Source organism: Streptomyces sp. NPDC023723 (genome assembly GCF_040639815.1).
Taxonomy (GTDB): Bacteria; Actinomycetota; Actinomycetes; order Streptomycetales; family Streptomycetaceae; genus Streptomyces.
Genome location: NZ_JBFAAP010000009.1, coordinates 167530 through 192574, shown reverse-complemented (window position 1 = coordinate 192574; position 25045 = coordinate 167530). Strand labels below are relative to the sequence as shown.

Here is a 25045-nt window from a genome sequence, read left to right as displayed (position 1 = left end):
GCCTCCCCTGCTCACCTACATAGCCATCCTCATCGGCCTCGTCATGGGCGGCCTCGTGTTCCTCCACGACAAGTCCGTGCCCGCGGCCGTCGCGGCGGGCCTGGTGGCCGCGGTAGCCAGTCTTCCCGTGCCGCACAAGCTGATCGGCTGACCGGCGGTCGGCGTGGAACTCGTGGGCCTGGCCGCCGCACCACTCCACCCATTGCGGGTCGTCCCAGATGGCCTCGGGTTCGGTGCCGCCGGCGCCCTCGAGGAACACGACCAGGTCGTGGTCGCTGTAGGCGGTGCCGAGGATCTCGTCCCGGCCGCTGCTGTGCACGGTGACTCTCCGGCCGCCGGAATGGGAGGGCCGGTGCACGACGATCGGCGCGCTGGTCACGCCTCCCAGCGGGCCCCGGGCCGATCGGCTGGGCGAGTCGGCCCGGGGCGTCAGGGTGTGTCGCCGGACCAGTCCCAGCGGCTTCGCTCACCGGGGCGCGGGTCGTGCAGAGCGCGGCCGCCAGCGCCGAACTGCCCGAGCTGGGTCATCAGGGCAACGCCGGTCTGGATCTCGTCGGCTGTCCAGCCGGTGATGTCGAACAGCAGCCATCGAGCGGGCCGCCGACCAGTTCGGCGTAGTCGCGGTGCGGGAGCGGGCCCGGGTGGTCGTGGTCGGTGCCGTAGACCCGGCCGCGCAGCTCTGAAGTGCCGCTCTCAAGACAGTGGAGCGGAGGTGTACCGGCCCATGACTGCCGTGACCGCCGCAAGCGCCGCCCCACGACAGTGACCACACCCCCGCTCAGTGCCCCACCAGCGACAACATCCCAGCCTGACAAACCGTCACCGCTACCCACCCACTGACACCAACCCGGCACATCGCACCATGGCGGCCGCAGCCTCACCAGCTACGACGCCCACGGAGATCCGCCGCCGGCTGTTGCGCCGGTCGGTCCTCTCGATGCCCGTGCACCTGATGTGACATCGGTCCGGGGGGCACTCCCGCCAGGGGGCTATACCTTTCGCCTCCTGGGTGCGGGTCACTGCTACCCGGCGGACGCGTACCGGGCAGCTATGGGATCGTCCGTCAGTCGACCTCGCTCATCGGGGACGCCTTTGCCGCCGTCGCCCGCGCCGTCGCCGTGAGGTGGCTTCCTCGACGTCCCAGTACGCGCTCGACGGTCACGGCGGAGAGGCAGAGAAGGGCCGCGAGTACGGAGAAGACGGGGAAGATCGCGGTGTCGCCCCAGACGGTCGCGCCGATACCCACAAGGAGCGTGGGCGTGATGAGCGCACCGTACGCGAGCAGGTAGAACATCGACATGACGGCTCCGCGCCGGTCGGCGGGGATGTGGGCGGTCAGGTGGCGCAGGGAGCCGCCGAAGGCGAGTCCGTAGGCGCCGCCCTGGAGTGCGACGGTGACGATGATGACGGCGGCGTTGCCGGTCGCGAAGCCGCCCACTCCGGCCAGCATGAGCACGGCGAGCGCCGTGTCACCGACCAGCGCGACCGTGCGGGCCGGGTAGCGGGCGCTGGCTACCTGGGCGAACGCGGCGGAGAGCGTCACTGCCGCGATGACGACGCCGCCGAAGAACGGTCCGTCGACGTGCGCGGCGTGGGCGGCGATCGATGGCTCCAGGGAGAAGCAGACCCCGAGTACGGCCCAGGCGGCACCGGCGCCGATCACGGCGAAGACGAAGCGCCCGCGGATCTCCCTGGGCACCTGCGGACGCGGGATTCCGAGGGGCGCGGCACCGGCCGAGGGGTGCGGTTCACGCATCACCAGGAGGAGGACGAGCAGGACGAGGGCGATGAGCGCGTCGGCGAGATAGGGCAGGAGCAGGGGGCGGAAGCCGGTCTGGGCGAGGCCTGCGGTGCCGAGCGCGGCAACAGCGATGCCGACGTTGAACGCGATGGCGGTGAGTGTCCCGCTCCGCGCCGCCCGCTCCGGGCTCACGTCCAGCAGGGCGGCTCCGCCCACCACAACAACCGCGCCGATTCCCAGGCCGTTGAGCATCCGCGCCACGACGAGATGGCCGGGCCCTGCGGCGAAGATGAAGACGGCCAGCCCGGCAAGCAGCAGCAGGACGGCGACGATGAGTACGGGCCGACGGCCGTACCGGTCGGACAGGGCCCCGGAGACGAGGATCGCGACGACCGCCACGGCCCCGTACGCGGCGAAGATGACGGTGGTCAGAAAGGGCGGGTAGTCCCATTTCTCGGCGTACAGGGAGTAGAGCGGCGAGGGGATGGCGGAGGTCGCCTGCCCCAGCATGAGCAGGGCGAGGAGGGCCGCGTAGCTCCATGACTGGGGACGGCGGCCCGGGGAGAGTGCCTTCACGAGGACTCCTGCAAGTATGATGTGAATCGTACTTCGAGGATGCTAGGGAGAAGTACGACGCACGTCAAACTTGTGGAGTTGCCTGATGCCGTCCTGGGAGACCCCGCCCGGCCAGTTGCCGCCCGTCGCCTCCGTCCAGAAACTGCTGCGCGCGCTCGCGGACCCCGTACGCCTGGAAATGGTCCGCCGCCTGGCGACACATCCAGCTGCCGAAGCCCCCTGCTCGGACCTCTACGAGGGCCTGACCAAATCCACCGCGACCCACCACTTCAAGGTTCTGGTCGAGGCAGGCGTCCTGCACCCGGTCATGGTCGGCCCTTCCCGCGGACACCGCCTCCGCCGCACCGCCCTCCAAGAAGCGGCACCGGGCCTGCTGGACGCGTTGATGGCAGCCATGGCACGAGAGGGCTGACGGTCTTGAGTGCCTGTTCCTGAGGCCGACATGACATAACGGTGGTCGTGACGCTTAAACGAACGGCTCGTTGGATCTCCGAGGCTGTGAGGACGATCAGGAGCAGTCAGGAACCGAACTGATGCAGCACACGTCTCCCGCACCATGATCTCCAACGAGCACCACGAGCACGCGAGCTCCACCGGGCTCGCCTCGCCGTCCGTGGTGACTGTGGATCCACCGAAGGCCAACGACTACAACACCTTCGCCCAGGCGTACACGGCCGAAAACGAAACCAACCTCATCAACGCCTACTACGAGCGGCCCGCGATGCTGGCCCTCGCCGGAGATGTGGCCGGCCGGCGCATCCTCGACGCCGGCTGCGGCTCCGGGCCACTGTCCGCGGCGCTGCGCGAGCGTGGCGCCATCGTGAGGGGCTTCGACGCGAGTGCCGGGATGCTGGAGCTGGCCCGGCGGCGGCTCGGCGACAGCGCGGACCTGCAGGTGGCGGACCTGGGCGGCCCGCTTCCTTAGAACTCCTCTCGGAATGAGTTCGGAGCTCAGGAGTCGATCTCCCAGTGGATGGTTCCCGCTTGGGCGAGGGATTCCAACACTGCGACGAGAGTGGCCGGGTCGGCGCCTGGGGCGAGGTCCACGGCAAGGTAGGTGCCCTGAAGCCACTCATGGGGCAGGCCGGCTTCGGTGACCTTGCCGTGCAGGATCTCGTGCAGTTGGTGCCGGTCTTGGTGTTCGGCGACGAGGGCGACACGAAGGGTGCGGTGGCCGGCTTTGTGCACCACGGCGGACACCAGGTGGTCGCTGTCGATGGTCACCACGTCGCGGTAGCAGATCCCATAGGTGAAGAAGGGCAAGCAGGCGATTTCGAACTTGCCATCGGCGAGCTGTCGGGTCCACAACTGCTCGCGCCAGCCAGCCTCCCGCTCGGACAGATCGGCGTGGATCATGTAGTTGGACGGGCCCCGGCCGATCGGGTTCTCGTGCGTGATGATGGTGATGGCGTGCCTCCCGGAACTCGTCCCGACCTCAAGATCCTGCAACAGCGGCCTCGACGGGCGTACGGCGGGGCGCACTGAGGCGGCGCCAGCAGATCAGTGCGCATCCAAGGGTCAGGAAGGCTTCGTGGATGTCGTCGCGGATCTCCCAACGGATCCGCAGACGGCGGTACCAGTGCAGGTGTGCAAAGGCTCGCTCCACGACCCAGCGCTGGGTGCCGAGTCCGGAGCCCGTGCTCGGTGCCGCGTCGGGCGATTACCGGCTTCACGCCGAGGGACCAGACGAGGCGGCGGTACTTGTCGTGGTCGTAGCCGCGGTCACCGAGCACGATGTCCGGACGGCGCCGTGGCCGGCCGCGCTTGCCCCGCACCGGTGGGACGGCTACGAGGAGCGGGATGAGCTGGGTGACGTCGTTGCGGTTACCGCCGGTCAGGGTGGCGGCGAGCGGGATGCCGGTGGCGTCGGTGATCAGGTGGTGCTTGCTGCCGGTTCTGCCCCGGTCAGCAGGGCTTCGTCCCGTCTTGGGCCCCCTTTTAGCGCCCGGATGTGGGAGCCGTCGACTGCTGCCCGGGAGAAGTCCAGGGCGTTGGCGTTGCGCAGCATTGCCAGGAGTTCCTGGTGCACCCGGGGCCACACGCCGGCCCCGGTCCACTCGGCCAGGCGGCGCCAGCAGGTCATTCCTGAGCCGAAGCCGAGTTCCTGTGGGAGGTCCCACGCGATCCCGGTGTGCAGCACGAACAGGATGCCCTCGAACACCAGCCGGTCAGGATGCCGCTTGCGCCCGGGATGCCGCGTCCGCCGCTCGACCTTGGGAAGCAACGGTTCGATCACCGCCCACAGTTCGTCATCGACATCCCACGGCTTCGGCCGAGCCACCCCGCACCCCCGGATCAACGGTCCCGGAGCGATCCAACTACCTTGGAGATCATTTCGTTAGGAGTTCTTACTCCGATGACACGTTCGACGATGTCATCGCCTCCCTGGTGCTGCACTACCTGGAGGACTGGGGGCCGGCGCTGGCTGAGCTGCGCCGTGTGCTCAAGCCCGGCGGCCGGCTGATCGCGTCCGTCGACCATCCCTTTGCCATCAACCTCATGCACCGCCAGGCCGGCCGCGAGGCCGAGTACGACTACTTCGACACCACCAACTGGACCGAAGAGTGGACCATGGGCGGCCAGACCGCGCTGATCAGTATCTGGCACAGGCCGCTGCACGCGATGATCGAGGCATTCACCGGGGCCGGTTTCCGGATCACGGTCATCAGCGAGCCGGAGCCTGATCCAGCCGCCCGCGAGCTGTTCCCCGAAGCCATCGCGGCCAAGCCGCGCTTCCTGTGCTTCCTGTTCTTCGTCCTGCAGGCCGAGTAGCACCTGGGTACTCCCACCACCGATCCCGTCACTGGAGTCAGAACTCACCTGTCGACCGGTTTCACTTCTCGGGTCTGACACAAGTTCCGTGAGCCGGTTGCTGACCGTGACGTCAGTGGCATGTGTTGAGATGGCGGGACTCTGTTCGCCGACTTGCTGGGAGATCGTCTCGATGCCTGGTGCGTACGCCTCCTTGACGCGAGCTCTGGCCGAGGCTCTGGTTGATGTCCTCTGGTTCGTCGAAGGTTGTGAAGACGAGCAACTGGATCCAGACGACGACGTCAAGATCCTGGAGGGCGTCGCGCACGTCGTGAGCAAGTTGTCGCGTGAGCAGCAGGAGGAGTTCCTCGGCCTACTCACCACCATGGCCCGCGAGGAGCCTGATCCGTCGCGGCGAGCGTTCCTGGAGGAGTTCCCGGACGGCTTCGGACTGGTCAGGGACGCGGTCTGACCGCAGCCTCATGAGAGCGGGACTCGTTTACGCAGCAGACCGAAGCCGGCACGGCCGAACAACCGCCTCTTGCGCATCTTGATCCGGTTGACCGCACCTTCGACCGGGCCGGAGTTCCAGTCGGTGGTCAGTCCCGCGGTCACCGCGTCAAGATCGCTGTTCAGGCCGGCGGCGAAGCTGCTGATGCCGGGCAGGTTGGCGTCGTGGCCTCGGTGATCCACTCGGGCAGACGGTCGCCGCTGAGGGGTGTGAGCATCTCCGCGAACGAGCTGGTCAGCTCTGCGGCGGAGGCCGGCTTCGGGCAGCGGTCGAGTACGGCCTCGCGGTGCAGCTTCTCCTCTTCGGTCAGGGTCGTGGGATGCCGGGTGAGCCAGCCGGTCACCTGTCGTATCGACAGTGGTGGGTGGGGCGGGGACGCCCTCCTGCTGCGGCAGGTCGCGGCGGATCCAGTCGCGGACCGTGGAGTAGTGGCCGCGGAAGCCACGCGCGGTGATCTCCCGGTGGAGACCGAGAATGGTCACGTGCCCGTCGGTCTCGGCCCAACGGTCGGCCAGGTAGGGCTTGAACTGGTCGAGTTTGCTGGGGAGTTGCCGCTTGCGGCCCTTGACCATGTCCTGCCAGCGGGCGGCGCGTGCCTACCTCTGCACGGTGTGCCGTCCCCAGCCCAGATGGTGGGCAACGCCCCGCAGACTCATGACCTGGGCGCGGAGATCGCGGACGAGAGCGTGGTGGGCGCGGGCCCGTTCAGCGAACTTGCCGGTCGGGTCATCCGTTTCGGCCTCCTGGCCGTCCGCCTCGGCGGGCATCTCCCATGCGGGCTCGGGTTTTGGGCTGGGCGGCGGTAGGTCGCGCAGGCAGGAGCGGTGGTCGGCGCCGGTCTTCTCGGCCGCGGAGGCGATGTTTTGCCAGAGATGGAACCGGTCGGCGACCCGCAGGGCCTGCGGTGCGGCGGTGTCGCTGCCCCGGCGTAGGCGCCGGCCCGGCCGCGGCAGATGACCTCGGTTTCAGGATGAGCCGCGAGCCACGGGGCGAGGGTGGCGGCATCTCGCTCGGGCAGCAGGTCGAGGACCTGGTGGGTCTCTGCGTCGATCACGGCCGTTCCGTAGACGTGGCCGCGTCGGAGCGCGAAGTCGTCCACGCCGACGGCGCGGGGCTGCGTCGCTGCCGGGTCGGGCAGGTCCATCACCCGCCGCAGCACAAGTTCCGGCGGGTGAGCGGCCATCGACAGCAGCGAGGGGTGCCGAAGGGCGGCGCCCGGTGCCGGTGATGGCACCACTCGGTCGAGTGAACGTGCCAGGGCGCGGGAACTTGCAGGCGCACGGCCGCTTCGTGCCGGGCATGATGCCGATCAGCGAACTGCACGTGGCCGAGCCGGGCCTGGCCGTCGTGGACGTCGCGTGGACGGCCGGGCGGGCGGAGTGCCGGGCGGCCCCGGCGCCCGGTGAGGTCGCCGAGGGCTTCGGTTCCGGGTCCGTTGTCCTGGCCTCAGCTCCAGGAGAACCGGTCGGTGGCGTGTCGGGTGCGGCCGTAGTGGTGCCAGAGGTCTGCGGTGGGGTTGGCCACCCCGCACATCCTGGCGGGCGCTGTCGGCCGGCGGGCGCCCGCACATCCTGGCGGGCGCTGTCGGCTGGCGGGCCGGTTCGAGGGAATCTCACTGCGGGGTGTGCCGGCAGGCCCGGGCCGGGCGGCCGGGGCCTGCGGTCAACGGTGCGGGGTCCGTGCGAGTCGTTGCCCGGGTGACAGGGACCGCACTCGGCGGCGTCCGCCCACAGCGGCAGGTCGACCTCCCAGCCGTCGGCGGCGATCAGGTCCGCGAGGAGGCCGCCAGGCTCAGCATGGCCACCACGGACGATCCGTACGACCCGGCGTTCACCACCGCCCAGGCGGTGCTGGTGACGAGCCACCCGAAGCTGCTCAACGGCAAGTCGGCGTTCGGTGTCGTCGGGGGCGGCGAGGAGCCGGTCGGCCTGGGCGTCGTCGACGACGCGCACGCCGCGCTGGTGCGGACCGAGGACCAGTTCCGGCTGCGGGTGCCCGCATCGCACGGGGCGTACGGCAAGCTGCTGGAGCTGTCGCGGACGACCTGCGTCACTCGCGGCCACGTGGGTGACCTCACCCGTGCCCCCCCGAAGCGGCCTGTTGTGACCTCGCCCGACGACGTCAGCGGGCTGCGTCGGCGGTGTGTTGTTCGAGACCGATGAGGATGAGTGCGAGGCCCGCCTCGAACGCCGCCTCGTGGTCGAGCGCAGGGACGTCGTCCGGCAGGTCCCCGGCGTCCGGCGCGTCCGCTTCGGCCTGCTCCTCCAGCACGCAGCCGACGGTGAAGCGGCTGGCGGCCAGCATGGCCATCTGCGCATGCCGTTCAGGGACACCGGAGGTGACCAGGAAGGCCATCTTGCGGCGGATCCGGTCGAGGTCTCCCCTCGGCGTGCTGCCGGCGTGCAGGCGGGCGCCGTCCCGTCGCATCAGAAGAGTGCGGCGGAAGCTGCGGGAGTTCTCCAGGAACCACTCGCGCCAGTCGTCCTCGGGACAGGGCAGCGGCGCGTCGGCATGCGGCGCCATGGCCTTTTCAGCCATGGCGGCAAGAAGATCCCTCTTGGTCTTGAAGTGGTAGTAGAGCGACGGCTGCTCGACGCCGAGGCGCCTAGCCAGTCGCCGGGTGCTCACGGCTTCCAGGCCCACCTCGTCCAGCAGATCCAGTGCCTCGGTGATGACGGCCTCACGATTCATCTTGGTCACATTGACATTCTATCGGCGATAGGCGACTCTCGAAGGAATCAATCACCGATAGATTCTGGAGTGATCGGGCATGCCGAACAAGATCGCAAAGCGCTCGTTGCGGATCCTCGTCACCGGCGGCGGCGTCGCCGGGCAGGCGCTGGCCTTCTGGCTCTCCCGCGGCGGTCATCAGGTGACGGTTGTCGAGCGCTTCCCGGCACTGCGCGCGACGGGCGCGCAGGTCGACCTGCGGGGACAGGGCATTGAGGCGGTCGAGCGCATGGGGCTGCTGGAGACGGTGCGCAGTCAGCTGGTGGACGAGGCGGGCGTCGCGTTCGTCGACTCACACGGCAAGCCGAAGGCGACGATCATGGCGAACACCTCCGGCAAGGGCCGCCAGACGTTGACCTCGGAGTACGAGATCATGCGCGGCGACCTCGTGCGGATTCTGCACGAGGCGGCCAAGGGCGACGCCGTGTACGTCTTCGGCAAGAGCGTCGACGGCTTCGACCAGGACACGGAAGGAGTCACAGCCCACTTCTCGGACGGAACCTCCGGCGAGTACGACCTGCTGATCGGCGCCGACGGGCAGGGCTCGCGCACCCGCCCGGCGCTGCTGCCCGAAGGATTCGACCCGTACTGGCGCGTGGGCATCCACATGGCCTACTGGTTCGTCCCGCGCACTGCCTCCGACACCAACATCCGCGACACCTACATGGTCCCGGGCGGCCGGCAGATCATGCGGCGCAGCCACAGTGCGACCGAGACCCAGGTGTACTTCGTGATGCGTGAGGAGTCGGCGGAGGCGTCCGCGATCCACCGTGCTCCCGTCGAGGAACAGCAGAAGTTCTGGGCTGAGCGGTTCCACGACGCCGGATGGCAGACCGATCGCTTCATCGCGGGCATGAAGACCAGCCCGTTCTTCTACTCCCAGGAGATCGCCCAAGTGCGGATCGACAGCTGGTCCAAGGGCCGGGTGGTTCTGGCCGGTGACGCCGCGCACTGCGCCTCCCCCTACAGCGGCATGGGCATCTCCGGCGGGCTGGTCGGCGCGTACGTCCTGGCCGGCGAGATCAACCGGCATGCGCACGACCTGCCGACCGCGCTGGCGAACTACGACCGTGTCCTGCGGCCCTTCGTCGACGAGATCCAGGGCGAGGTCAACCCCAAGATCCTGCGCGTGGGCATGCCGATGAACAAGCACGCCATCAGCGCCTTCCAGAACGCCACCGCGCTGGCCTGCTTCATGCACATCCCCGACCTGGTCGCTCGGTTCTCCAAGAATGACCGCGGCGGCGACTGGCAGCTGCCTGACTACGCCGACGCACACACCGCCTGAACCGCACCCTCGCCGCGATCGAGGGCGCGCCGACTATCTGTCGCGGGCAGCCAGGGGGCGGGTTCTGCGCGGGGCACCGGCGTGTCAGCGCCCGGGTAGGTGTATGTCGCGTTCCTGGCCTTGATCCCGCGCGGGGCATCGTCCGGGATCGTCTTGGTGCCGCGTTCGGCGTGCAGGCCTTCGCGTGGCGCAGGAAGCTCTGCCAGTCCTCCAGGTAGAGGCTGGTGCGGAACGTGCGGGCGGCGGCCCGCGCCAGTGAGGTCAGCGCTCCGGTGGAGGTCCGTACTGCCAGCACGGCGGTCGCGGCGACTGCGAGGTCCATCCGGCCGGTCCCAGCCAGCCATCCGAGCGCTGCCCGCATCGCGGCGAGCATCAGCCCGCCGGCGGCGGAACCGGCCAGTATCACCCGCAGCACCCGTGGGGCCGCCGCGCGGTGCGTGGCCTTGATCCGGCCGGTGGTCTCCCGGTACCAGCTGGTGAGGAAGCCGGACATGGTGGCGGGGCGGACCTCGGCGGCGGTCCGTCGGTCGGTGGAGTAGTACCGCGGCAGGTGGCGCAGGTGGTTGTCGGAGATGTTCTGGAAGTCCGCCGGTGCTGGATGCGGGCGGTGCTCACTGCGGCGGCGCCCTTGGGTACCACGGCCAGCAGGAGCAGGGGCACAGCAGCAGTGGGTGCGGGACGGTGAGGACCGAGGCGGCGGCGACGAGCTGGGCGAGCGCGGAGACCATGGCCTGGGCGTCGCCGATCAGGTCCTCGGTCGCCTCCGCGCCCTTGCCGGCGGCCTGGAGGCGGTCGGTGAACCCGGGCCGGTCGAAGGATAATCGCGGCCGCTGTGCGCTTATCAACTCCCGGAAGATCCTCGGACCTCACACCCTTACAGCGGCTAACACAATGAGGTGGGTCGGTACTGCTGGCCGTGCCCCTGCCGGGAGTTGAGCGTTCAGCTGGGCGTGGGGGCGTCGCCGTGGATCGTGCCGGATGAACTGTGGGATCGCCTGGAGCCGCTCCTGCCGCAGAGACCCAGGAGGTTCGGGTATCCGGGGCGGAAGCCGCTGCCGGACCGGGAAGTGCTGTCCGGGATCCGGTATGTGCTGCACACCGGGATCCAGGGGGAACACCTCCCGCAGGAGCTGGGGTTCGGGTCGGGGATGACGTGCTGGCGGCGGCTGCGGGACTGGAACGAGGCCGGCGTGTGGCAGCGCCTTCACGAAGTGCTCCTGGCCGAACTGAACGCGGCGGCACGCCTCGACTGGTCGCGGTGCGTGGTCGATTCCTCGCACGTCAGGGCGCTAAAAGGGGGGTCCACACCGGCCCGTCGCCGGTCGACCGGGGCCGGCCGGGATCGAAACACCACGTGATCACGGACGGGCACGGTACCCCGCTCGCCGTCTTGCTGACAGGCGGCAACCGCAACGACGTCACCCAGCTGATGCCCCTGCTCGACGCGGTGCCGCCCGTGCGCGGCAGGGTCGGACATCCGCGCCGCAGGTTCGACTCGCTGTTCGCCGATCGCGGTTACGACCACGACAGCTACCGCGACCAGGTCCGCGCCCGCGGCATCGTTCCCGCCATCGCCCGACGCGGAACTCTCCACGGCACCGGCCTCGGCATCTACCGGTGGGTGGTCGAACGGACCATCGCCTGGCTCCACGGCTACCGTCGGCTCCGCATCCGCTGGGAGAGACGAGCCGACATCCACGAAGCGTTCCTCAAACTCGCTTGCTGCCTGATCACCCACCAACAACTCAAGTCATTGTGTTAGCCGTTTTTACACCACGGATGTTCCCGTCGTTTGGCAAGGGCCTCCTCCCCATAGGCCGGGTCCACTCCGGCCCTCGCAGGAACAGCCCGCACGACCGACCCTGTCGTATGGGCTGTTCCTCTGGTGCCGTTGTTTTCTGAATACCCGCCTCAACGTCCGTGCTTCCAGCCCCGGTTCGCCCGACCGGGAGGGCGGCGTGGTCGGACGGCGGCACTCAGCGCGTCACCGAACTCCGACCAACAGGGCTCTGTGTCATCGAACCGGTCGACGGCCGTGCCGGGGGTTCCTGACTCTATGCCCCGGCGGGCGCGCCCGTCGCTGCCGCGATCAGGGCGTCCGCCGCGGCGCGGGTGGTCGCGGCCACCGTGGCGTCGTGGTCCATGAGAGCGGAGACGCCGGCGCCGTCGTAGAGAATCTGGAGCTGGTGGCCCAGGGCGGCGGGGTCTGTGGCCCCGGCCTCGGTGGCCAGGCCGGTGAAGAGGTCGCGCATCCAGCCGCGGAAGTTGTCCGCCGCCTCCTTGACCAGTCCGCCGGGGCCCGCCTCCGCGCCGGCGCGGACGAAGGCGCAGCCGTGGAAGCTGGGCCGGTCGAACTGCCGCCCCTGGGACTCGAAGACCGCCAGCATCTTCGCGCGGGGTGTGTCGTGCTCCGCGACGGCCTGGGTGATCCGGTCGGCGGTACCCGCGTGCCGGGTGTCGAGGTAGGCCCGAACCAGCTGTTCCTTGCCGCCGAAGGTGTTGTACAGCGACGCCTTGGCCACGCCGGCGTGCTCGATGACCCGGTCGATGCCGACGCTCTGCACGCCTTCGGCGTAGAACAGCTCGTTCGCGGCGTCGAGCAGGCGTTCACGCGCCGACGGCTTCGCAGTGCTCCGGGCACTCGTCACACGCGCCATGTCGGTCACTCCTTCAGACGGATCTGTCCAGCTTATGTCCTGTCGGCGGGGGCCTCCGGCCGAGTTCCGGCCAGGTGGCAGCCCTTCTCACACGCTGCCGTCCACCCGCTCGCCCGGCAGCACCCCCGCCCCGTTCCGGCCCCCGCGCAGCAGCCCGAACAGTGCGAGGGCTGCCAGGACGATCACCGCGGCGCCGTACTCCTGCGCGGTGGCGGTCAGTCCGCCCGCGTGGACGACGAGGAACCCGGCGACCACGGCGGGCACTCCCATGCCGAGGTAGGAGACCACGAAGACCAGCGACAGCACCCCGGAGCTCTCGTGCGGCCGAGCCAGTGGCACCACCGTGCGGATGCCGCCCTGGAGGCCGCTGCCGAACCCGACACCCGCGACGGCGGTGCCGACGAAGAATCCGGCGGCGGAGGAGTCGCGGACCGAGAGGAGGGTGAGGGTCACGCCGGCTATCAGCGCGAGGATGCCGGTGAGCATCACCGTGCGGGCCGCCGCCTTCCGCAGGACCACCACCGATACGGCGGCCACCCCCGCGAGCACGAACAGGCTCAGCCCGCCGAGCACTTCGGACTTCGAACCGGTCAACTGCCGTGCCAGGGAAGGGCCGAGCGATCCGTAGAGCCCGGCCAGCGCCCAGACGGCGAACAGCACCGGCGCGGCCACCAGCATCGGACGGCGCACGGCACGCGGCAGCCTGATCTCCGGAACCAGGCTGGCCAGCGCCCCGGGCACGCGTACCACCGTCTCCGCCATCAGCACGACGGCGACGGCCTGGAGGACGAAGACGGCCAGCAGTCCGAGGTAGACCAGATGCGTGGGGGCGGGCAGGAACTGGACGACGAGGCCGGAGACCAGGGCGCCGGTGGCCGTACCGATGCCCGGCACGACCGCGTTGGTGAGGGTGCCGCGTGGCCGGTCGATGTCCATCATCCCGGCCCCCACCGCGCCGAGCGCCGCTCCGGTCGACAGTCCCTGCACGATCCGGGCGACCAGCAGTCCCGGCACGCCCTCGGCGGTGGCGAACACGACCATCGAGGCCGCCTGCGCCGCCAGCGCGGCCAGCAGCACCGGCCGCCTGCCGACGTGGTCGGAGAGCTTGCCCATGGTGAGCAGCCCGAGCAGCACGGCCACGGCGTAGACACCGAAGACCACGGTCGTGGTGATCGGATCGAAGCCCCATTCGGCCTGGTAGACCGCGTAGAGCGGGGTCGGTGCGCTGGAGGCCGCCAGGAACGAGATGGTGATCGAGGCGAGCAGGTACAGCGCCACGGCCGGCGGCAGCCGCCGGCCCCGCGCCGTCATGGCGGCGGAACGCGATCCGGAAGGGGCCGCGGATGCGGCGTCGGCGGGTTCCGCCGTCGAGGTGCGTGCCGGCGGGGACTCCGGGGCGACCGGAAGGTGCGTCATGACTATCCCGTCAGAGCATTGAGTAGACCTGTCTGTCTAACCGATGGCTCAGATTAGACAGACAGGTCTACCCAGGTCAAGCGGGAGCAGACGGGCCAGCCAGCGGCGACCGCCGTGCAGCCCAGGCACACCGCTGCGACCGGCACGCCGAGCAGCATCGGCGGTCGACTGCCTGGACTGCTGACGTGGCTAGGCCGTTTCTTCTGGATCTTGCAAGGCTTGCCATACTTCCGGCACGCCCGGACACGGTCTACGACGCGCCGTTGCCGGCGGGCTCACGGTGCGCTACCAGTGTCGGACCCCGGCCCTGCAACAGGCGGTCGACGCGGTGGCGGTAGCGCTGGCGGGTTCGGCCGGGGCCCGCTAACTGAGCGTGCTGCACCACGTGCTGACCCGGGCGAGTGTGCTGAACTGCCTGATGAAAATGGATGATCCAGCCCCGGTGGCCCCGAGGGTGGCGGCGGTCGACGATTTCGCCCTGCGCCGTTCACGCCGGTACGGACCCCTGCTGGTCGATGCCGACAGCCGCCTCCCCATCGACGTGTGGGACACCCAAGAGGCCGAGTCCCTGACCGCCTGGCTGCGCGCGCATCCGGGCATCGAGGTGGTCTGCCGCGACGGCTCGGTCACCTACCGCGGCGCCATCACCGCCGGTGCTCCCGACGCTCTCCGGTCCGCGGCCGCTTCCACCTCTGGCAGGGACTCGGCCGCAAAGTCTACGGGGTGGCAGCGGCCCATCGCCCCTGTCTGCCCGAACCCGCCACCGCCACACCGGCGACCCCGGTACCGGGCGGGCTGGCCGCTGCCCGCGCGCGCCGTCTCCACACCGCGGTGCACGATTCTCCGGGGCGCCACGGGTGTGCGGTAGGAGTTTTCGGAGCTCAGGAGCGGTCACAAGCACTGTGGCTGATGCAACACGTGTGGTGCACGGGCTACTCATCCTGCTCGTTCTCGATCGGCGACTTGCCGCGAGCCATGTTCTTCACCGCGCCTTGCAGTTCGCGTAGCAGCTCCCGCTCGGCGCTCTCCATTCTGAATTCGATGTTCCACTGCCGGACGTCGTCGACCAGGCCCTCGATCGTCTCGCCGAGGCACTGCCGCAGCAGCCACGGAGCGCTTCGACCTCGACGGCGGTGTGAGGTTCGATGCCTTCGCGCAGGCACTCCTCGCGGTAGCGGGCGAAGTTGACGTCACGGGTGTTGGCGTCGTGGGTGGTGAGCCGGCCGGAGCGGACGGCGGCGGTGATGGCGATCTGCCGGAACTCCAGGTCGAGTGCGCCGTTGCCGTAGCGTTCCATCCACTCGACCACCGAGCGAGGGACGCACCTGCCGGTAGGGTCCCAGTCGCCGACGTTTCTCCGGGGCTCCGCGAGCGCGCGGTCCGAGTTCACGCAGCTCAGAAGCGGTCGGGACGACCACAGCGTGTGCAACATGTGTGGTGCACGGAGCCCGGCGCAAGATTCACTCGGTGGGAGGCCAGCCGGGTTCAGGCCGCCCGTTCAGGCGCTCGCGGATCGTGCGTCGTTCGGCTTCCTCGCGGGCGAGTGTCCGCCGGTGGACCGCAGGGTCGCGGTGGGCCTCGATGGCCTCGCGCACGATGGAGGCCAGGATGTCAGGCGGCAGGGCCTCGGCCTGGGTGGTTGTGGTGCCGGAGAACGAGCGCCGGTCGGTCGCCTTCGGCGGGGCGGTCGGCAAGTTGTAGGTGGCGATCTGCTCAGAAGTGACCGCGACTCGCTCGAACTCCACCTCGGCGCCCGTGGCCTCAGCGGACGCGATCACGTCCTCGACAAGGGCGCTGAACATGTGTTCGCCACTCTGGTCGTAGTCGCCAAGGTGGAGTACCCGGGTTTTCCGATTTCCTGCCATCGCTCGGACGGCTGCATCGTGCTTGCCGGCCAAGCCGTCGAAGCCGCCGCCGGAGAAGCAGGCGATGCCGAAGTCCGCTCCGATGCGTACCAGTTGAGGTACCATTCCCGCCGTTTCGCACCAGAGTTCCAGTCGGAGAGGCTGGCCGTCCTGGCAGTCGACGGTAGTCATCGACCGCCGTGTCCACGGCCGTCCAGAAGTCTGCGGGGCCAGTGAAGGAAGGCGGGGCGTCCACGGCGATCTGGGTGTCGTCGCGGATCACGTCCCAAGGGATCCGTCCGGAGCGGCGGGCCATGCCGACGTACTCACACATCCGTTTGTAGTCGCGCTCCGTCTTCTCCAGCACGCCGTCGCTCAGGAGTACGTAGAAGAGCTGGCGGAGGGAAACCGGCAGGTGGTCACGGTAGCGGTCGAGGACGGCGTCGATCGCGGTCAGCACTCGGAGGGTTTCCCGCTTGAGCCGCCAGCGCGGCTGCGGCCCGCGGGGGCGCTTGTTCGGCATCGCAGGCTCCTGTCTCCAAGAGTCCGCCAAGGCGTCCTTTTACTCAAGGGGCCGGTGACCTGGTGATTCATCCACGTTGCGGGTGCTCGGAGGCCGGGCTGAAGGTCCTGTGCCGCGGGCCCTGCGCTCCTATCCGCCGTTGAACACCGCGGCAATCGCCGAGACGACACCCGCGCCAGCCGCAACCGCAGCGAACTTCTCATTCGGCGATAGCCGACTCCACCAGGAGCCCGTCGGCACCTCCCCAGCAACAAGGAGAAGCGGTCTCTGTGCCCTTCGAGTGATCCAGGTGCCAAGTCCTCCGACGAGGATCATCGCCATCGAGGCGCGTCTCATCACCAGCGACGCATGGGGATCGAGGTCCTCATATTCGGCAGGGTCGATGAGCGGCCCGACGGTACGGGCCATCACCACGAGCACGGCCATCAGCACGCCGCCGCCAAGCAGGTTCCCCGACCAGCTTGACCTCCCCTTCCCTGACTCGTGACGGGTGGCGGCAGCCGTAACCGCGAGATCACGCCGAGTGGGATGGCGTCCTGGCCTCGGGGGGAAGGCCGGGCGGGGGAACGAGGACTGTCCGCCGTACCGGGGCCGGACCGGGCCCCGGGCCCCCTTGGAGTGACGGCAGCACCAACTGCCACCAGTCGGACAGGCGGCCGGTGAGCGCCTGGGGGCCCTCCAACGCCTCCGTGAGTGTGCAGAATCCGTAGAAGGCCGGGACCAGGGTGCGAGCGGTGGGGGCCGGGCGAACTCCGGCGGCCAGTTGGCCGCCGGCGTGGGCCTGGGCGAGCAGCCGGGTGGCCGCGGTCGTCCAGAGCACGAAGGGGTCGGGAAGCTGCACGTTCATGGCGTGGCGCTCCGCCCACAGACGGGCACCCGCGCGCGTCAGGGAGTCCTCGGCGAGCGCTCGGGCGATCTCGTGGCTCAGTGCGACGAGCCGCTCCAAGGGTGGCACGCTTCGGTCTTCGTACCGCGTGACGAGGCTCGTCCAGGACGCGAAGCCGTCCTGGACGACGGCCAGCGCGATGCCTTCCTTGCTCGCGTAGTGGAAGTAGATGGACCCGCTGGTCCGTCCGGAGCGGGCGCTTATGTCGTTGACGCTGGTGCCCGCGTAACCCTGCTGGGCGAAGAGGCAGGCGGCTGCCTCCAGAAGTGATCTGCGGGTTGCTCTGGCCCGGTCCTGCAAGATTCCGTGCACCTCAGCTCGGGTTCATCGTGAACGAGCAAATGTAGTGCGCCCGCGTACGCCTGGGGCAATGAATCGGCAGCCACGCACGGCGATTGCGTATTTCTTTCGAATTTGAACACCCAAGAGTGGAAACTGGCTTCGCGGGCGCCACTCCTGGTTCGCCGTTCGAAGCGCCGCCGCATGAAGCGACGGGTTTTATTGCCGCGCACATATGCCCCAACCTGGCGCTGAGACAGCACTGGTGACGCTGCATCAGACCGTCGGGCCGAGACATCCTCGTCAACCGCTTACACCGCGATCGCCCGCCGGTCGAGTACTCGAAGCGGTGATTGCACCGATTTCTCGGCCCTAAATAACGTAGTCACTGCAATGTTTTTCTCTTCGCGGCCGATCAATTGGAATTCGAGCCGTCTTCTCGGTGGCACCGCCGGACGAACACTCACTCTCCCGGCAGCCCGGTCGTCGAAGTCCCGCATCACCTCACCCAGCGGTCCAGCACGCGTGTGACCGCCCGTCCGCTCCACAGGAGACCACCATGACGCCACCGCTCCACGCCCTCTCGAACTGGTCGCCCGAGGCCGTCGTCTTCGACTGCGACGGCACGCTGATGGACACGGAACGCCATTGGCAGGAGGCACGTGGCCGCGCCTTCCGCGAGTTCGGGCTGCTGCCTCCGCCAGGGTTCGCCGAGCGTGCCAAAGGCGTGCACTACGTTGACTGCGGCCGCCTGATGGCCGAGGAGGCGAACAAGCCCGAACTGGCCGCAAACCTGACCTCGGCGCTGCTCGGACACTTCCTGTCCCTCGTGGCGGAGGAGCCGCTGACGATGCCGGGCGCCTCCGAGTTCGTACGTCTGCTGTCCGGGCGGCTGCCCTTGGCCGTGGCCAGCAACTGCCCGCTGGAGGTGGTGGAGGAGAGCCTCGACCGCGCCGGACTGCGCCGGCACTTCCGCCACATCGTCGTGCCCACGGCACCGCCCGGGGAGCAGGCCGCACCGGAACCGGAACCGGTGCCGGTGGCGGGCGGCGAGCGGGGGGAGGCGGTACGGCCCAAGCCGTGGCCCGATGTGTACGCCACCGCGGCCCGCCTGTGCGGTGTCCTTCCGGCGGCGGCGCTGGCCGTCGAGGACTCCCTGACCGGGGTCGAGTCGGCGTGGCGGGCCGGCCTGCGGGTGCTCGGGGTGGGTCCGCTTCCGGACGGCGGGAACACCGAGCACGCCGACGCCTGGGTCACGGCGTTGAACTGCGAGGAGGTGATGGGACGGGCGCGGGGCTGGCCGCACACCTCGTCACTGGGTGAGGAGCGGGATCACGACGGCCCGCTCTCGGGGTGAACTGCGACGGGGTGTGCGTCACCGGGGCAGCCTCCCTGAGCCGAAGCGCAGAAGTTGTCATCGGCGAAGCCCGCTGAGCTGGCGGGCAGAGCTGGACGAGGCAGCCTGGTTGTCACCAACGAGGCATTCGACTTGTCACAAGTACTCGTTCGGCAGCCCTTCTGTCACGGAGAAACGGTGGTTGCCCAACCGGTGGCGGCCACTACCTCCCGTGCGATGTCGACGATGAGCCGCCCGTCCGTCGCTACTCGCACAGTGTCTTCAGGGGCCCGCTGATCCAGGAGCCGTGCCTTGCGGACACTTCCCTCCAGCTCCTGTTCCAGCTCTGAGCCGCGTTCCCGGCCCACCAACCGCTCACGGGCAGTGGCGTCGGAGGAGGTGAGCAAGACCCGTGTGATCCGTACCCCACGTCCCATGGCACGTTCGAACATGCCCGCTGCCTCCGGTAGCACGCTCAAGGTGTTCGTGTAGATGAGACGCCGGTATCCACGCTGGGTGAAGTTCGCCCACACGGCAGTCAGATTGCTCTCGGTGATCTCCGCGCGGTGAGGGTCTCCCTCTGGTGCAGGATGCACCTGCCCCATGAAGTCACCATCGATGATCGCGTGTGCGACAGCCGCGGAGCGCAGCAGCGCCGAAACCTCCCACCCCACCGTCGTTTTGCCGACACCAGCTCGTCCTCCGATAAGCAGTGCTTCTGCGTGGTCCATGCGGGCAGCCTGCCATCGGGCGCCCACCTCAGGCGATGCAATATCGGACCGAGGGTGACAACAAGCCCGCCTGTGTGACAACTATCGTGCTTCGACTCACTCCCGCTGTCCCGGATCGCCCGGGTGAGGAGAACGCGTCGAGCCGCCCTACAGCTCGATGTCGACGTGTTCGACGTCGGTGAACTCCACACCGAGGCCCGCGGCGCGGGTGTTGCCCGCGCGGAAGTACATCTGGGCCAGGCCGTCGGCGGCGATGCGCTGGAGTTGGTGTTCGGTGGCGCCGGTGTCGTGGGCCTGGAAGAGGCGGTCGGCCCACTGGGGGGTGAGGGCCTGGGTGATGTCGCGGATGCGGGCGTCGTCGGTGGTGCCGGGGGCGGCGGTGAAGCCGAACCGGGCCCGGGTGGAGACGACCAGGCCGTCGGTGGTGGCCGCCTTCTTCTTGGCCCGGGCCGTGACCTGCGGCTGCCAGCGGCGTCTGACCTCGCGTTCCATCCGGGCGCGCAGCTCGGGGCGGGGCTGCTTGAGATGGTCCTTGACGTAGCGTTCGACGGTACGCATGGACACGCCGAGGAGTTGTGCGGTGGCCCGGGTGCCCTTGAGCTGCCGGACCAGGTATCTCATCTGGGCCGGGGCGCCCTTGGGGACGGGCCGGGTGAACGTGCCTTCGAGGGCGCGGTCCAGGCCGTCGCCGCTCGAGTCGGCCATGGCTCGTTACTCCCCTTCCCCGGCTGCCGGGTCGGTCTTGATGAGGTTGGCGAGGTTGAAGACGCCGCCGGCCTCCTCGAACTACTCCTCGGCCCACAGTACGGTGCGGCTGCCCTGGTGTTTGACCATGCCGGGTGAGATGCCCAGGCGGAAGGTGCCGGGGACCGGTTTGCCCTCGGGGGTGTGCGGCAGCACGTCCAGGGGGGACGGGCCCGGTGAGGGATAGACGATGGCGTCGGTGCCGATCGCGACGGGGTAGAGGCCGGCCGCCGCTGCGGTCTTCATCAGCTTGCGGTGGATGCCGACGCGCTGGTTGGCGAGGACGGCGGCGCGGATGTCGGGGCGCCAGGTCTCCCGGGCGAGGGCCGGCCACGGCTCGTAGTACGGGACCTGGCCCCGGTTGCGCTGACGGAGCTTGCCGATGCCGCCCTTCGCGGTCGCCTTGATCGCGCCGGCCAGCAGGGCCATCGTCGCATCGGCCTGCCTGGAACGGGCCATCGCGTCCAGGAACTGCTGACCGGACAGGGACGTGGTGACGCCGAGGTCGGCCATGGTCGCCACATATGCGTCGCGCAGGCGTTTGTACCAGCCGTCCAGGTAGCGGCCGGTGCGGGTGCGCACGTATGCCTCGACGGGTGCGACGTCGAAGCCGAGTTCGCGGGCGTAGGCGACGGTCGGGGTGGCGTACCAGGCGGGGCCGGTGGGGCGCTCGCCGGTGGGGGTGAAAGGGTTCGGGAGCCGGTCGGCGTCGACGGTGCGCCCCCCGGTGTCCACCCGGGCCAGGTCGACGTGGCTCAGGTCGACCAGCCAGGAGCCGGGCAGTGCCGGGTCGAAGCGCGGGCCGCCGGTGAGGTGGGTGGGGCCGTTCAGGCCGAGGGTGAGGCCGTTGGCGGCGGCGGCGAAGGACATGTTGATGTCGATGGCGCCCAGGTAGCGGTGCGCGCACTCCTCGTCGGTGAGCGGCCGGCACCAGTCGTAGGGCTCCTCCATCAGCATCTCGGCGGGGGTGCGCAGGTAGTGCCGGGCGAACTTGCCCATGAAAACGGGATGTTCGTCGGGTACCTCGCATTCGACGACGTCGTGCACCTCGGTGAGGGCGTCGTCGTTGAGGGCACGTTTGAACTCGCCGGTCGCCGGGTCCTTCTCGGCGCGGGTCGGTGGGCGCAGCGCGGTCATCAGCTCCAGGCCGGTGACGGCGGCGGTGCCGCGCGGGGTCATGACACGCTGGGCGTAGGCGCCGAGGTAGCGGGCGAGGTCGGCCGGGTGCATCGTCGGCAGCAGCGGGGCGTCCTTGCGGTCCCATTCGCGGACGTCCAGGGCGTTCCAGGCGGGAACGCAGAGTTGGACGCAGTTGCGCCGGGCGCCCTCGGCCGGGCGGTAGACGCGGGCCCAGGGGCCGAAGCCGCGCCGGGTGAGCTGCCAGCCCGCCTTGAGGAGTTGCTAGACCGACCGGTGGCGTCCCGGAGGCGGCCGGCGCGGCGGTCCTCGTCCGACAGGGCCGGGGGGGGGCAGGCCGTAGCGGTGCAGTGCGGCCGGGCTGAGGACGAGGACCGGGTCGGCGTCGCGGCCGTTGCGGTGCAGGCGGGGCTGGCCGAGCCGCGCCTCGGCCAGCGTCCACTCGATCAGGGCGGGGAGGGACTTGGCGGCGGCGCCGGGGACGTCGAGGACCAGGCCGCCGACGCAGTACGCCGACACCTGCCCGTCGGGGGTGGTGTCGACCACAGCGAGGGGGCCGTTCTGAAAGCGGGCGTCGGCCGCCGGGGATGCGGGGTGCTCCGCGCGCCTCGTCGCCTTGCGGACCGGGGAACTCGGCGCGCCCGGTGCCGTGTCCGGCGCCCGCCGCGCACCAGGATGCGCGGACGGCGTCGCCGGCGGGTCGGTCGGGAGCGGAGAGGCGGGCTCCGAGGGCAGGGGCGAGGGGCGGACGGCGGGGGCCAGGGCCGCCGGGTCCGGAAGAGGAGCGGCGGCGGGTTCCGGGGGGGGGAGAGCCGGGCGGTGGCTTCCGGGGCCGGGAAGCGGGCGGCGAGCCCTTCCAGCAGCCGGGCGTAGGCGGCGCGCTTGGGCGGGCGCGGTTTGGTGCGGCCTGCTTCCCAGTTGCCGACCGCCTCGCGGCGGGTGCTCAGGGCTTTGGCGATCTGGTCCTGGCTCAGGCCGGCGGCCTCCCGCAGCCGTCTGCGCTCCGCCGGGGACGGCAGGTCGTCCTGGGCGACTTGCTCCAGCAACGCGTCGACGGCACCGAACAGCTGATCCTCAGTGGGCACAGAGGTAACCTCCATACGGCAACGTAACGGGTACCGGTCACCTGACGTGCATCGGATCGCTCATGGATCGCGCTCGCGTGGCCTTCCTGAGGCCTGGGTGCCCCAGTGGGCGGACGTCTACGATCGGCGCGTGAGAAATGGAGCAGGAGCCTGACCGAGGCCGGTGTCACCGACCCGGGGCGCTCCGGGACTACGACGAGCAGCGGCGGCTGGTGGCACGGTTCCGGCCGGCCTCCTACCTGGCGGTACGCCTGCTGCTGCTTCGGTCGGTGCTGCCGCATGTCGTGGCGATGACGGCCGTGATGCACCACGGCGACAACCTCCTAGACACCGGTACGCGTGCGGACCGCGAGGCCGCGTGGGCCGGCTGGGAGCGGCGGGTGCGGGAGGGGCTATGTGGACGCCTACTCCCTGCCGGCGTTCATGCAGGTGGCCGAGTTGCTGGGGCCGGACGGCGACGACGGGCGCTACCGGGCGGCGTGCCGGACGTTCATCGACGGCAGTCAGCGGCTCGACTTCGTCAACGACCTCGCCGAGGACCTGCGGGAGGGACGCCTGGGCATCCCGGCGAGCACGCTGGAGAAGTTCTCGGTGACGACGTCCGGCCTGGCCGCGCGGCGTTCCTCGGCCGGTCTGCGGGAGTTGCTGGACGACAGCTCGGTCTGGCCCGTGCCGCGCTCCTGGAGAGCAGGCGGCTGACGGGGCTGGTTCCGGCCGGCAGCCGCCAGCTGGTGCGCGCCCTCATCGAGATCGAGCTGCGCACGGCGGACGCGGCCCGCCGGCGCGGACCGGCCCTGCTGCACGGACCGGCCGGCCCGCCCAAGGCGGGGGCGGCGCGGGTCCTGGTGGGCGCGTTGCCGGGCGGCGGGTGAGGTGACCGCCGCCGGGTCGAGGGCGGGTACGGCGGCCGGCAGCTGTCTGGTGTACGGGTGGCGCGGGTGGTCGTAGACCTGGTCGGCGTCGCCGGTCTCGACGATCCGGCCCTGGCGCATCACCGCGACGCGGACGCGGACGACGCACCGTACCGTGCGGTCAAGGGTTCCAGCACCGTCACTCCCGGGCGGTCACTGGGGCCGTGCCGCGGTGAGCAGATGGTCCGTCAGTTCGCGCAGCGTCGTCCGGCTGAGGATCTTGCCGACCGGCAGCAGCACGCCGTGCGAGCGCTGCACCTCCTGTCGCAGCTGGGCCGCCATCAGGGAGTCGAGTCCCTGACTGGTCAGGTCCAGGTCCGGGTCGAGGTGCTCGGCGTCGACCCGGAGGATGGCCGCGACACCGGACCGTAACAGTGCCGCCGGGTCGGCCGGGGGTCGGTGCGGGAGGCGGTGCGGGGGTCGGTGCGGGGGTCGGTGCGGGGGTCGGTGATGGTGCGGGTAGGGAAAGAAAGGCGGGAGCCGGGGCGGGGACCGGGACCGGGGCGGGGCCGGGACGGGGACCGGGGCGGGGACCGGGGCGGGGACCGGGACCGGGGCGGAGGTCGGAGGGGTCTCGGTGTTGTTGCCGGTGACGACGTCCCAGAGGAACGGGGCGGCCGCCGCCGAGTACGCGGCCCGCCACCTGGCCCAGTCCACCGGCATGACCACGATGTCGTCCGCGCCGGTGGCCAGCAGGTGGTCCAGGACGGCGAGTCCCTCGGCCGGGGTGAAGCCACTCATGCCCCGGGGGATGAGGCTCCGGCCGAGTTCCGTGCCCGCCTCGGCGGCCATGCCTCGGCCGGTCCAGAACCCCCAGTTCACCGCGAGGGCCGCGCGGCCTCGGCTGCGCCGGCCCCGGGCGAGCGCGTCGAGAGCCGCGTTGGCGGCGGCGCCCGCCGCCACGTGCGGCGAGGCCAGCAGGGCATTGCCGGAGGAGAAGAGGACGAAGTGGCCACTGAGCGACTGGGCGACCGATCAAGTCCACCACGCCAGACCGTGAGCACGGGGCGGCACCACCCGCCAAGCCTTCATCGTCCTGGCCCAGCGTTATGGCACACGACCTTTTGGTCACCGGCCATCGGGGGGGTCGGCAGCCAGTTTGGAACTCACGCACAGCCGGGCGACCGTCGCCGGGAACTCCTGCACGCACTGCTCGCCAGACGAACCTCCCGCACAATCTGGTGTCCCGGTGATCGGCCTCACCGAGCCGTACCGGATGTGACACGGCGTCAGGCACGTCGTCCCGCCGTTTCAGTTGCGCAGGATCGTGGTGTCTTCGGTGTCGTCGCCGATGAAGCAGCAGTCGATGACGACCGCGCTGGCGGTGACGACTCCGGCGGCGCTGGGCAGCACCGTCACCGTAATCGTGCCGTCGTCGACGCCGAGCCCGCCGTTGCAGTGCACGCTAGTACGACTGGTCACGGTGCAGCGCATGCCAGCCCGAGAGCTGGTGACGCCGGTGATAGTCGCAGTGGCACCGGTCAGCCCGACATAAGCGTCGTTGATGCTGTACAAGCCGGCGTGCGTAATGGTGTAGCTATAGCTGGTGTCAGCCGGTACGGGGTCGGTCACATCGGTGACCCGCACGTACTCGTCGGCACGGGCCGGCGCGGCAACAACCAGCCAGCCGACCAGAATAAGCAGCAACACACCCGGCAGCACAAGAGCGCGACGGGCACTGGAACAGGGCCAGCCGCGGCGGACAGGATGATCGCGCACGAGGACTCCTCTGGGGAGGAGAGCGGCCCCGATAGCCCGGGCCCGCAGGTCTGGGGGTGCGGCTCGGCGCCTGGCGCGAGGTGCGGGTGGCCAGGCGATGAGCCCGGTGCCCCGGCCCGGCCACCGTTCTTGCGGGGCAGCCTGCCCGGGGCGCGTCAGCGGCTTGCTGAGAGCAGCAGT

General features: G+C 70.0%; 28 protein-coding genes and 7 pseudogenes. 12 read left to right on the top strand and 23 right to left on the bottom strand.

Features of this window, described 5'->3' with window-relative positions:
- Positions 1-160: 160 nt before the first annotated feature.
- The 3 genes and pseudogenes from AB0G32_RS13705 to AB0G32_RS13695 form a co-directional block, all read right to left on the bottom strand.
- Positions 161-379: pseudogene (locus tag AB0G32_RS13705) on the bottom strand (hypothetical protein); the annotation flags it as partial.
- A 50-nt stretch (positions 380-429) separates the two neighbouring features.
- Positions 430-677: pseudogene (locus AB0G32_RS13700) on the bottom strand (hypothetical protein).
- Positions 678-1063: 386 nt separating this feature from the next.
- On the bottom strand, positions 1064-2317 hold the full coding sequence (locus AB0G32_RS13695; RefSeq protein WP_361162307.1) for an MFS transporter: 1254 nt from the start codon (positions 2315-2317) through the stop codon (positions 1064-1066).
- An 85-nt stretch (positions 2318-2402) separates the two neighbouring features.
- Here AB0G32_RS13695 and AB0G32_RS13690 point away from each other — a divergent pair, with 85 nt between their 5' ends.
- Together AB0G32_RS13690 and AB0G32_RS13685 are read left to right on the top strand one after the other, a co-directional pair.
- Positions 2403-2729 carry a helix-turn-helix domain-containing protein gene (locus AB0G32_RS13690; protein ID WP_361162305.1) on the top strand — a complete coding sequence of 109 codons (327 nt, stop codon included), beginning with the start codon at positions 2403-2405 and terminating at the stop codon, positions 2727-2729.
- Between the two features lie 144 nt (positions 2730-2873).
- Positions 2874-3239 (top strand): annotated as a pseudogene (locus tag AB0G32_RS13685) (methyltransferase domain-containing protein); the annotation flags it as partial.
- A gap of 29 nt (positions 3240-3268) precedes the next feature.
- Here the strand turns inward: AB0G32_RS13685 and AB0G32_RS13680 are convergent.
- Positions 3269-3766 (bottom strand): DUF4265 domain-containing protein, encoded by a 498-nt coding sequence (locus tag AB0G32_RS13680; RefSeq protein ID WP_361162303.1) that lies wholly within the window; start codon positions 3764-3766, stop codon positions 3269-3271.
- Positions 3753-4598 (bottom strand): annotated as a pseudogene (locus AB0G32_RS13675) (IS5 family transposase). Before AB0G32_RS13675 ends, AB0G32_RS13680 begins: the two are co-directional and overlap by 14 nt.
- 68 nt (positions 4599-4666) lie before the next feature.
- On the opposite strand from AB0G32_RS13675, the pseudogene AB0G32_RS13670 reads away from it, so the two are divergent.
- A pseudogene (locus AB0G32_RS13670) lies at positions 4667-5089 on the top strand (class I SAM-dependent methyltransferase); the annotation flags it as partial.
- Positions 5090-5177: 88 nt separating this feature from the next.
- A complete protein-coding gene (locus AB0G32_RS13665; protein WP_361162301.1) occupies positions 5178-5540 on the top strand; it encodes a hypothetical protein in 363 nt (120 codons plus the stop codon).
- Between the two features lie 8 nt (positions 5541-5548).
- Here AB0G32_RS13665 and AB0G32_RS13660 read toward each other — a convergent pair whose 3' ends face one another.
- Positions 5549-6151, bottom strand: coding sequence for a hypothetical protein (locus tag AB0G32_RS13660; RefSeq protein ID WP_361162299.1), 603 nt, complete (start codon positions 6149-6151; stop codon positions 5549-5551).
- Between the two features lie 80 nt (positions 6152-6231).
- The gene (locus AB0G32_RS13655; RefSeq protein WP_361162369.1) at positions 6232-6633 is read right to left on the bottom strand and encodes a hypothetical protein; all 402 of its coding nucleotides are present in this window, start codon (positions 6631-6633) and stop codon (positions 6232-6234) included.
- On the opposite strand from AB0G32_RS13655, the gene AB0G32_RS13650 reads away from it, so the two are divergent.
- Positions 6550-6807 (top strand): hypothetical protein, encoded by a 258-nt coding sequence (locus tag AB0G32_RS13650; protein ID WP_361162381.1) that lies wholly within the window; start codon positions 6550-6552, stop codon positions 6805-6807. The genes AB0G32_RS13655 and AB0G32_RS13650 overlap by 84 nt on opposite strands.
- A gap of 469 nt (positions 6808-7276) precedes the next feature.
- Positions 7277-7741, top strand: coding sequence for a hypothetical protein (locus AB0G32_RS13645; RefSeq protein WP_361162297.1), 465 nt, complete (start codon positions 7277-7279; stop codon positions 7739-7741).
- Here the strand turns inward: AB0G32_RS13645 and AB0G32_RS13640 are convergent.
- Positions 7701-8270, bottom strand: coding sequence for a TetR/AcrR family transcriptional regulator C-terminal domain-containing protein (locus AB0G32_RS13640; RefSeq protein ID WP_361162367.1), 570 nt, complete (start codon positions 8268-8270; stop codon positions 7701-7703). The genes AB0G32_RS13645 and AB0G32_RS13640 overlap by 41 nt on opposite strands.
- Before the next feature lie 79 nt (positions 8271-8349).
- On the opposite strand from AB0G32_RS13640, the gene AB0G32_RS13635 reads away from it, so the two are divergent.
- Together AB0G32_RS13635 and AB0G32_RS13630 are read left to right on the top strand one after the other, a co-directional pair.
- A complete protein-coding gene (locus AB0G32_RS13635; RefSeq protein WP_361162295.1) occupies positions 8350-9597 on the top strand; it encodes an FAD-dependent monooxygenase in 1248 nt (415 codons plus the stop codon).
- A gap of 950 nt (positions 9598-10547) precedes the next feature.
- Positions 10548-11359 (top strand): IS5 family transposase gene (locus AB0G32_RS13630; RefSeq protein ID WP_361162365.1). Its coding sequence is split into 2 segments (ribosomal slippage): positions 10548-10902 and positions 10902-11359, totalling 813 coding nucleotides; the frame shifts between segments, so codons are not numbered across the junction.
- 292 nt (positions 11360-11651) lie between these two features.
- Here the strand turns inward: AB0G32_RS13630 and AB0G32_RS13625 are convergent.
- Both AB0G32_RS13625 and AB0G32_RS13620 read right to left on the bottom strand, forming a co-directional pair.
- Positions 11652-12254: a TetR/AcrR family transcriptional regulator gene (locus AB0G32_RS13625; protein ID WP_361162293.1), complete on the bottom strand. Its 603-nt coding sequence runs from the start codon at positions 12252-12254 to the stop codon at positions 11652-11654.
- A gap of 87 nt (positions 12255-12341) precedes the next feature.
- The gene (locus AB0G32_RS13620; protein WP_361162292.1) at positions 12342-13670 is read right to left on the bottom strand and encodes an MFS transporter; all 1329 of its coding nucleotides are present in this window, start codon (positions 13668-13670) and stop codon (positions 12342-12344) included.
- Positions 13671-14088: 418 nt separating this feature from the next.
- On the opposite strand from AB0G32_RS13620, the gene AB0G32_RS13615 reads away from it, so the two are divergent.
- Positions 14089-14538: a transposase gene (locus AB0G32_RS13615; RefSeq protein WP_361162363.1), complete on the top strand. Its 450-nt coding sequence runs from the start codon at positions 14089-14091 to the stop codon at positions 14536-14538.
- A gap of 114 nt (positions 14539-14652) precedes the next feature.
- On the opposite strand, the gene AB0G32_RS13610 is transcribed toward AB0G32_RS13615, so the two are convergent.
- The 4 genes from AB0G32_RS13610 to AB0G32_RS13595 form a co-directional block, all read right to left on the bottom strand.
- Positions 14653-14967 carry a hypothetical protein gene (locus AB0G32_RS13610; protein WP_361162290.1) on the bottom strand — a complete coding sequence of 105 codons (315 nt, stop codon included), beginning with the start codon at positions 14965-14967 and terminating at the stop codon, positions 14653-14655.
- 163 nt (positions 14968-15130) lie between these two features.
- Positions 15131-15706 (bottom strand): hypothetical protein, encoded by a 576-nt coding sequence (locus tag AB0G32_RS13605; RefSeq protein WP_361162288.1) that lies wholly within the window; start codon positions 15704-15706, stop codon positions 15131-15133.
- A 460-nt stretch (positions 15707-16166) separates the two neighbouring features.
- The gene (locus AB0G32_RS13600) at positions 16167-16469 is read right to left on the bottom strand and encodes a hypothetical protein (RefSeq protein WP_361162286.1); all 303 of its coding nucleotides are present in this window, start codon (positions 16467-16469) and stop codon (positions 16167-16169) included.
- 82 nt (positions 16470-16551) lie between these two features.
- Positions 16552-17235: a ScbR family autoregulator-binding transcription factor gene (locus AB0G32_RS13595; protein WP_361162284.1), complete on the bottom strand. Its 684-nt coding sequence runs from the start codon at positions 17233-17235 to the stop codon at positions 16552-16554.
- A gap of 526 nt (positions 17236-17761) precedes the next feature.
- Here AB0G32_RS13595 and AB0G32_RS13590 point away from each other — a divergent pair.
- Entirely contained in the window at positions 17762-18559 is a 798-nt protein-coding gene (locus AB0G32_RS13590; RefSeq protein WP_361162283.1) for an HAD family phosphatase, read from the top strand.
- Between the two features lie 164 nt (positions 18560-18723).
- Here AB0G32_RS13590 and AB0G32_RS13585 read toward each other — a convergent pair whose 3' ends face one another.
- From AB0G32_RS13585 to AB0G32_RS13565, 5 genes are all read right to left on the bottom strand, one after another.
- Positions 18724-19269: a hypothetical protein gene (locus tag AB0G32_RS13585; protein ID WP_361162281.1), complete on the bottom strand. Its 546-nt coding sequence runs from the start codon at positions 19267-19269 to the stop codon at positions 18724-18726.
- 147 nt (positions 19270-19416) lie between these two features.
- Positions 19417-19974 (bottom strand): XRE family transcriptional regulator, encoded by a 558-nt coding sequence (locus tag AB0G32_RS13580; RefSeq protein WP_361162279.1) that lies wholly within the window; start codon positions 19972-19974, stop codon positions 19417-19419.
- An 81-nt stretch (positions 19975-20055) separates the two neighbouring features.
- The gene (locus AB0G32_RS13575) at positions 20056-21243 is read right to left on the bottom strand and encodes a telomere-binding protein TapR2 (protein WP_361162278.1); all 1188 of its coding nucleotides are present in this window, start codon (positions 21241-21243) and stop codon (positions 20056-20058) included.
- Between the two features lie 171 nt (positions 21244-21414).
- Entirely contained in the window at positions 21415-21696 is a 282-nt protein-coding gene (locus AB0G32_RS13570; protein WP_361162379.1) for a hypothetical protein, read from the bottom strand.
- On the bottom strand, positions 21597-22250 hold the full coding sequence (locus tag AB0G32_RS13565; RefSeq protein WP_361162276.1) for a helix-turn-helix transcriptional regulator: 654 nt from the start codon (positions 22248-22250) through the stop codon (positions 21597-21599). The genes AB0G32_RS13570 and AB0G32_RS13565 overlap by 100 nt, the downstream gene beginning before the upstream one ends.
- A gap of 381 nt (positions 22251-22631) precedes the next feature.
- Here AB0G32_RS13565 and AB0G32_RS13560 point away from each other — a divergent pair, with 381 nt between their 5' ends.
- Both AB0G32_RS13560 and AB0G32_RS13555 read left to right on the top strand, forming a co-directional pair.
- A complete protein-coding gene (locus tag AB0G32_RS13560; RefSeq protein ID WP_361162274.1) occupies positions 22632-22934 on the top strand; it encodes a squalene/phytoene synthase family protein in 303 nt (100 codons plus the stop codon).
- Positions 22935-22966: 32 nt separating this feature from the next.
- The gene (locus tag AB0G32_RS13555) at positions 22967-23107 is read left to right on the top strand and encodes a hypothetical protein (RefSeq protein WP_361162272.1); all 141 of its coding nucleotides are present in this window, start codon (positions 22967-22969) and stop codon (positions 23105-23107) included.
- Between the two features lie 9 nt (positions 23108-23116).
- Here AB0G32_RS13555 and AB0G32_RS13550 read toward each other — a convergent pair.
- From AB0G32_RS13550 to AB0G32_RS13535, 4 genes and pseudogenes are all read right to left on the bottom strand, one after another.
- A pseudogene (locus tag AB0G32_RS13550) lies at positions 23117-23239 on the bottom strand (ABC transporter ATP-binding protein); the annotation flags it as partial.
- A gap of 60 nt (positions 23240-23299) precedes the next feature.
- Complete coding sequence (locus AB0G32_RS13545) at positions 23300-23887, bottom strand: beta-ketoacyl reductase (RefSeq protein ID WP_361162361.1); 588 nt, start codon at positions 23885-23887, stop codon at positions 23300-23302.
- A gap of 72 nt (positions 23888-23959) precedes the next feature.
- A pseudogene (locus tag AB0G32_RS13540) lies at positions 23960-24085 on the bottom strand (KR domain-containing protein); the annotation flags it as partial.
- 312 nt (positions 24086-24397) lie between these two features.
- Complete coding sequence (locus tag AB0G32_RS13535) at positions 24398-24865, bottom strand: hypothetical protein (RefSeq protein WP_361162270.1); 468 nt, start codon at positions 24863-24865, stop codon at positions 24398-24400.
- Positions 24866-25045 lie beyond the last annotated feature (180 nt).

What these genes read in the sequence shown, in the direction of transcription:
- AB0G32_RS13690 (WP_361162305.1), top strand. Translation starts at nt 2,403, where the DNA reads ATGCCGTCCTGGGAGACCCCGCCCGGCCAGTTGCCGCCCGTCGCCTCC.
- AB0G32_RS13660 (WP_361162299.1), bottom strand. Translation starts at nt 6,151, where the DNA reads ATGGTCAAGGGCCGCAAGCGGCAACTCCCCAGCAAACTCGACCAGTTC.
- AB0G32_RS13650 (WP_361162381.1), top strand. Translation starts at nt 6,550, where the DNA reads ATGAGCCGCGAGCCACGGGGCGAGGGTGGCGGCATCTCGCTCGGGCAG.
- AB0G32_RS13640 (WP_361162367.1), bottom strand. Translation starts at nt 8,270, where the DNA reads ATGAATCGTGAGGCCGTCATCACCGAGGCACTGGATCTGCTGGACGAG.
- AB0G32_RS13635 (WP_361162295.1), top strand. Translation starts at nt 8,350, where the DNA reads ATGCCGAACAAGATCGCAAAGCGCTCGTTGCGGATCCTCGTCACCGGC.
- AB0G32_RS13625 (WP_361162293.1), bottom strand. Translation starts at nt 12,254, where the DNA reads ATGGCGCGTGTGACGAGTGCCCGGAGCACTGCGAAGCCGTCGGCGCGT.
- AB0G32_RS13620 (WP_361162292.1), bottom strand. Translation starts at nt 13,670, where the DNA reads ATGACGCACCTTCCGGTCGCCCCGGAGTCCCCGCCGGCACGCACCTCG.
- AB0G32_RS13615 (WP_361162363.1), top strand. Translation starts at nt 14,089, where the DNA reads ATGAAAATGGATGATCCAGCCCCGGTGGCCCCGAGGGTGGCGGCGGTC.
- AB0G32_RS13610 (WP_361162290.1), bottom strand. Translation starts at nt 14,967, where the DNA reads ATGGAACGCTACGGCAACGGCGCACTCGACCTGGAGTTCCGGCAGATC.
- AB0G32_RS13605 (WP_361162288.1), bottom strand. Translation starts at nt 15,706, where the DNA reads ATGACTACCGTCGACTGCCAGGACGGCCAGCCTCTCCGACTGGAACTC.
- AB0G32_RS13590 (WP_361162283.1), top strand. Translation starts at nt 17,762, where the DNA reads ATGACGCCACCGCTCCACGCCCTCTCGAACTGGTCGCCCGAGGCCGTC.
- AB0G32_RS13585 (WP_361162281.1), bottom strand. Translation starts at nt 19,269, where the DNA reads ATGGACCACGCAGAAGCACTGCTTATCGGAGGACGAGCTGGTGTCGGC.
- AB0G32_RS13580 (WP_361162279.1), bottom strand. Translation starts at nt 19,974, where the DNA reads ATGGCCGACTCGAGCGGCGACGGCCTGGACCGCGCCCTCGAAGGCACG.
- AB0G32_RS13575 (WP_361162278.1), bottom strand. Translation starts at nt 21,243, where the DNA reads ATGCACCCGGCCGACCTCGCCCGCTACCTCGGCGCCTACGCCCAGCGT.
- AB0G32_RS13565 (WP_361162276.1), bottom strand. Translation starts at nt 22,250, where the DNA reads ATGGAGGTTACCTCTGTGCCCACTGAGGATCAGCTGTTCGGTGCCGTC.
- AB0G32_RS13545 (WP_361162361.1), bottom strand. Translation starts at nt 23,887, where the DNA reads ATGAGTGGCTTCACCCCGGCCGAGGGACTCGCCGTCCTGGACCACCTG.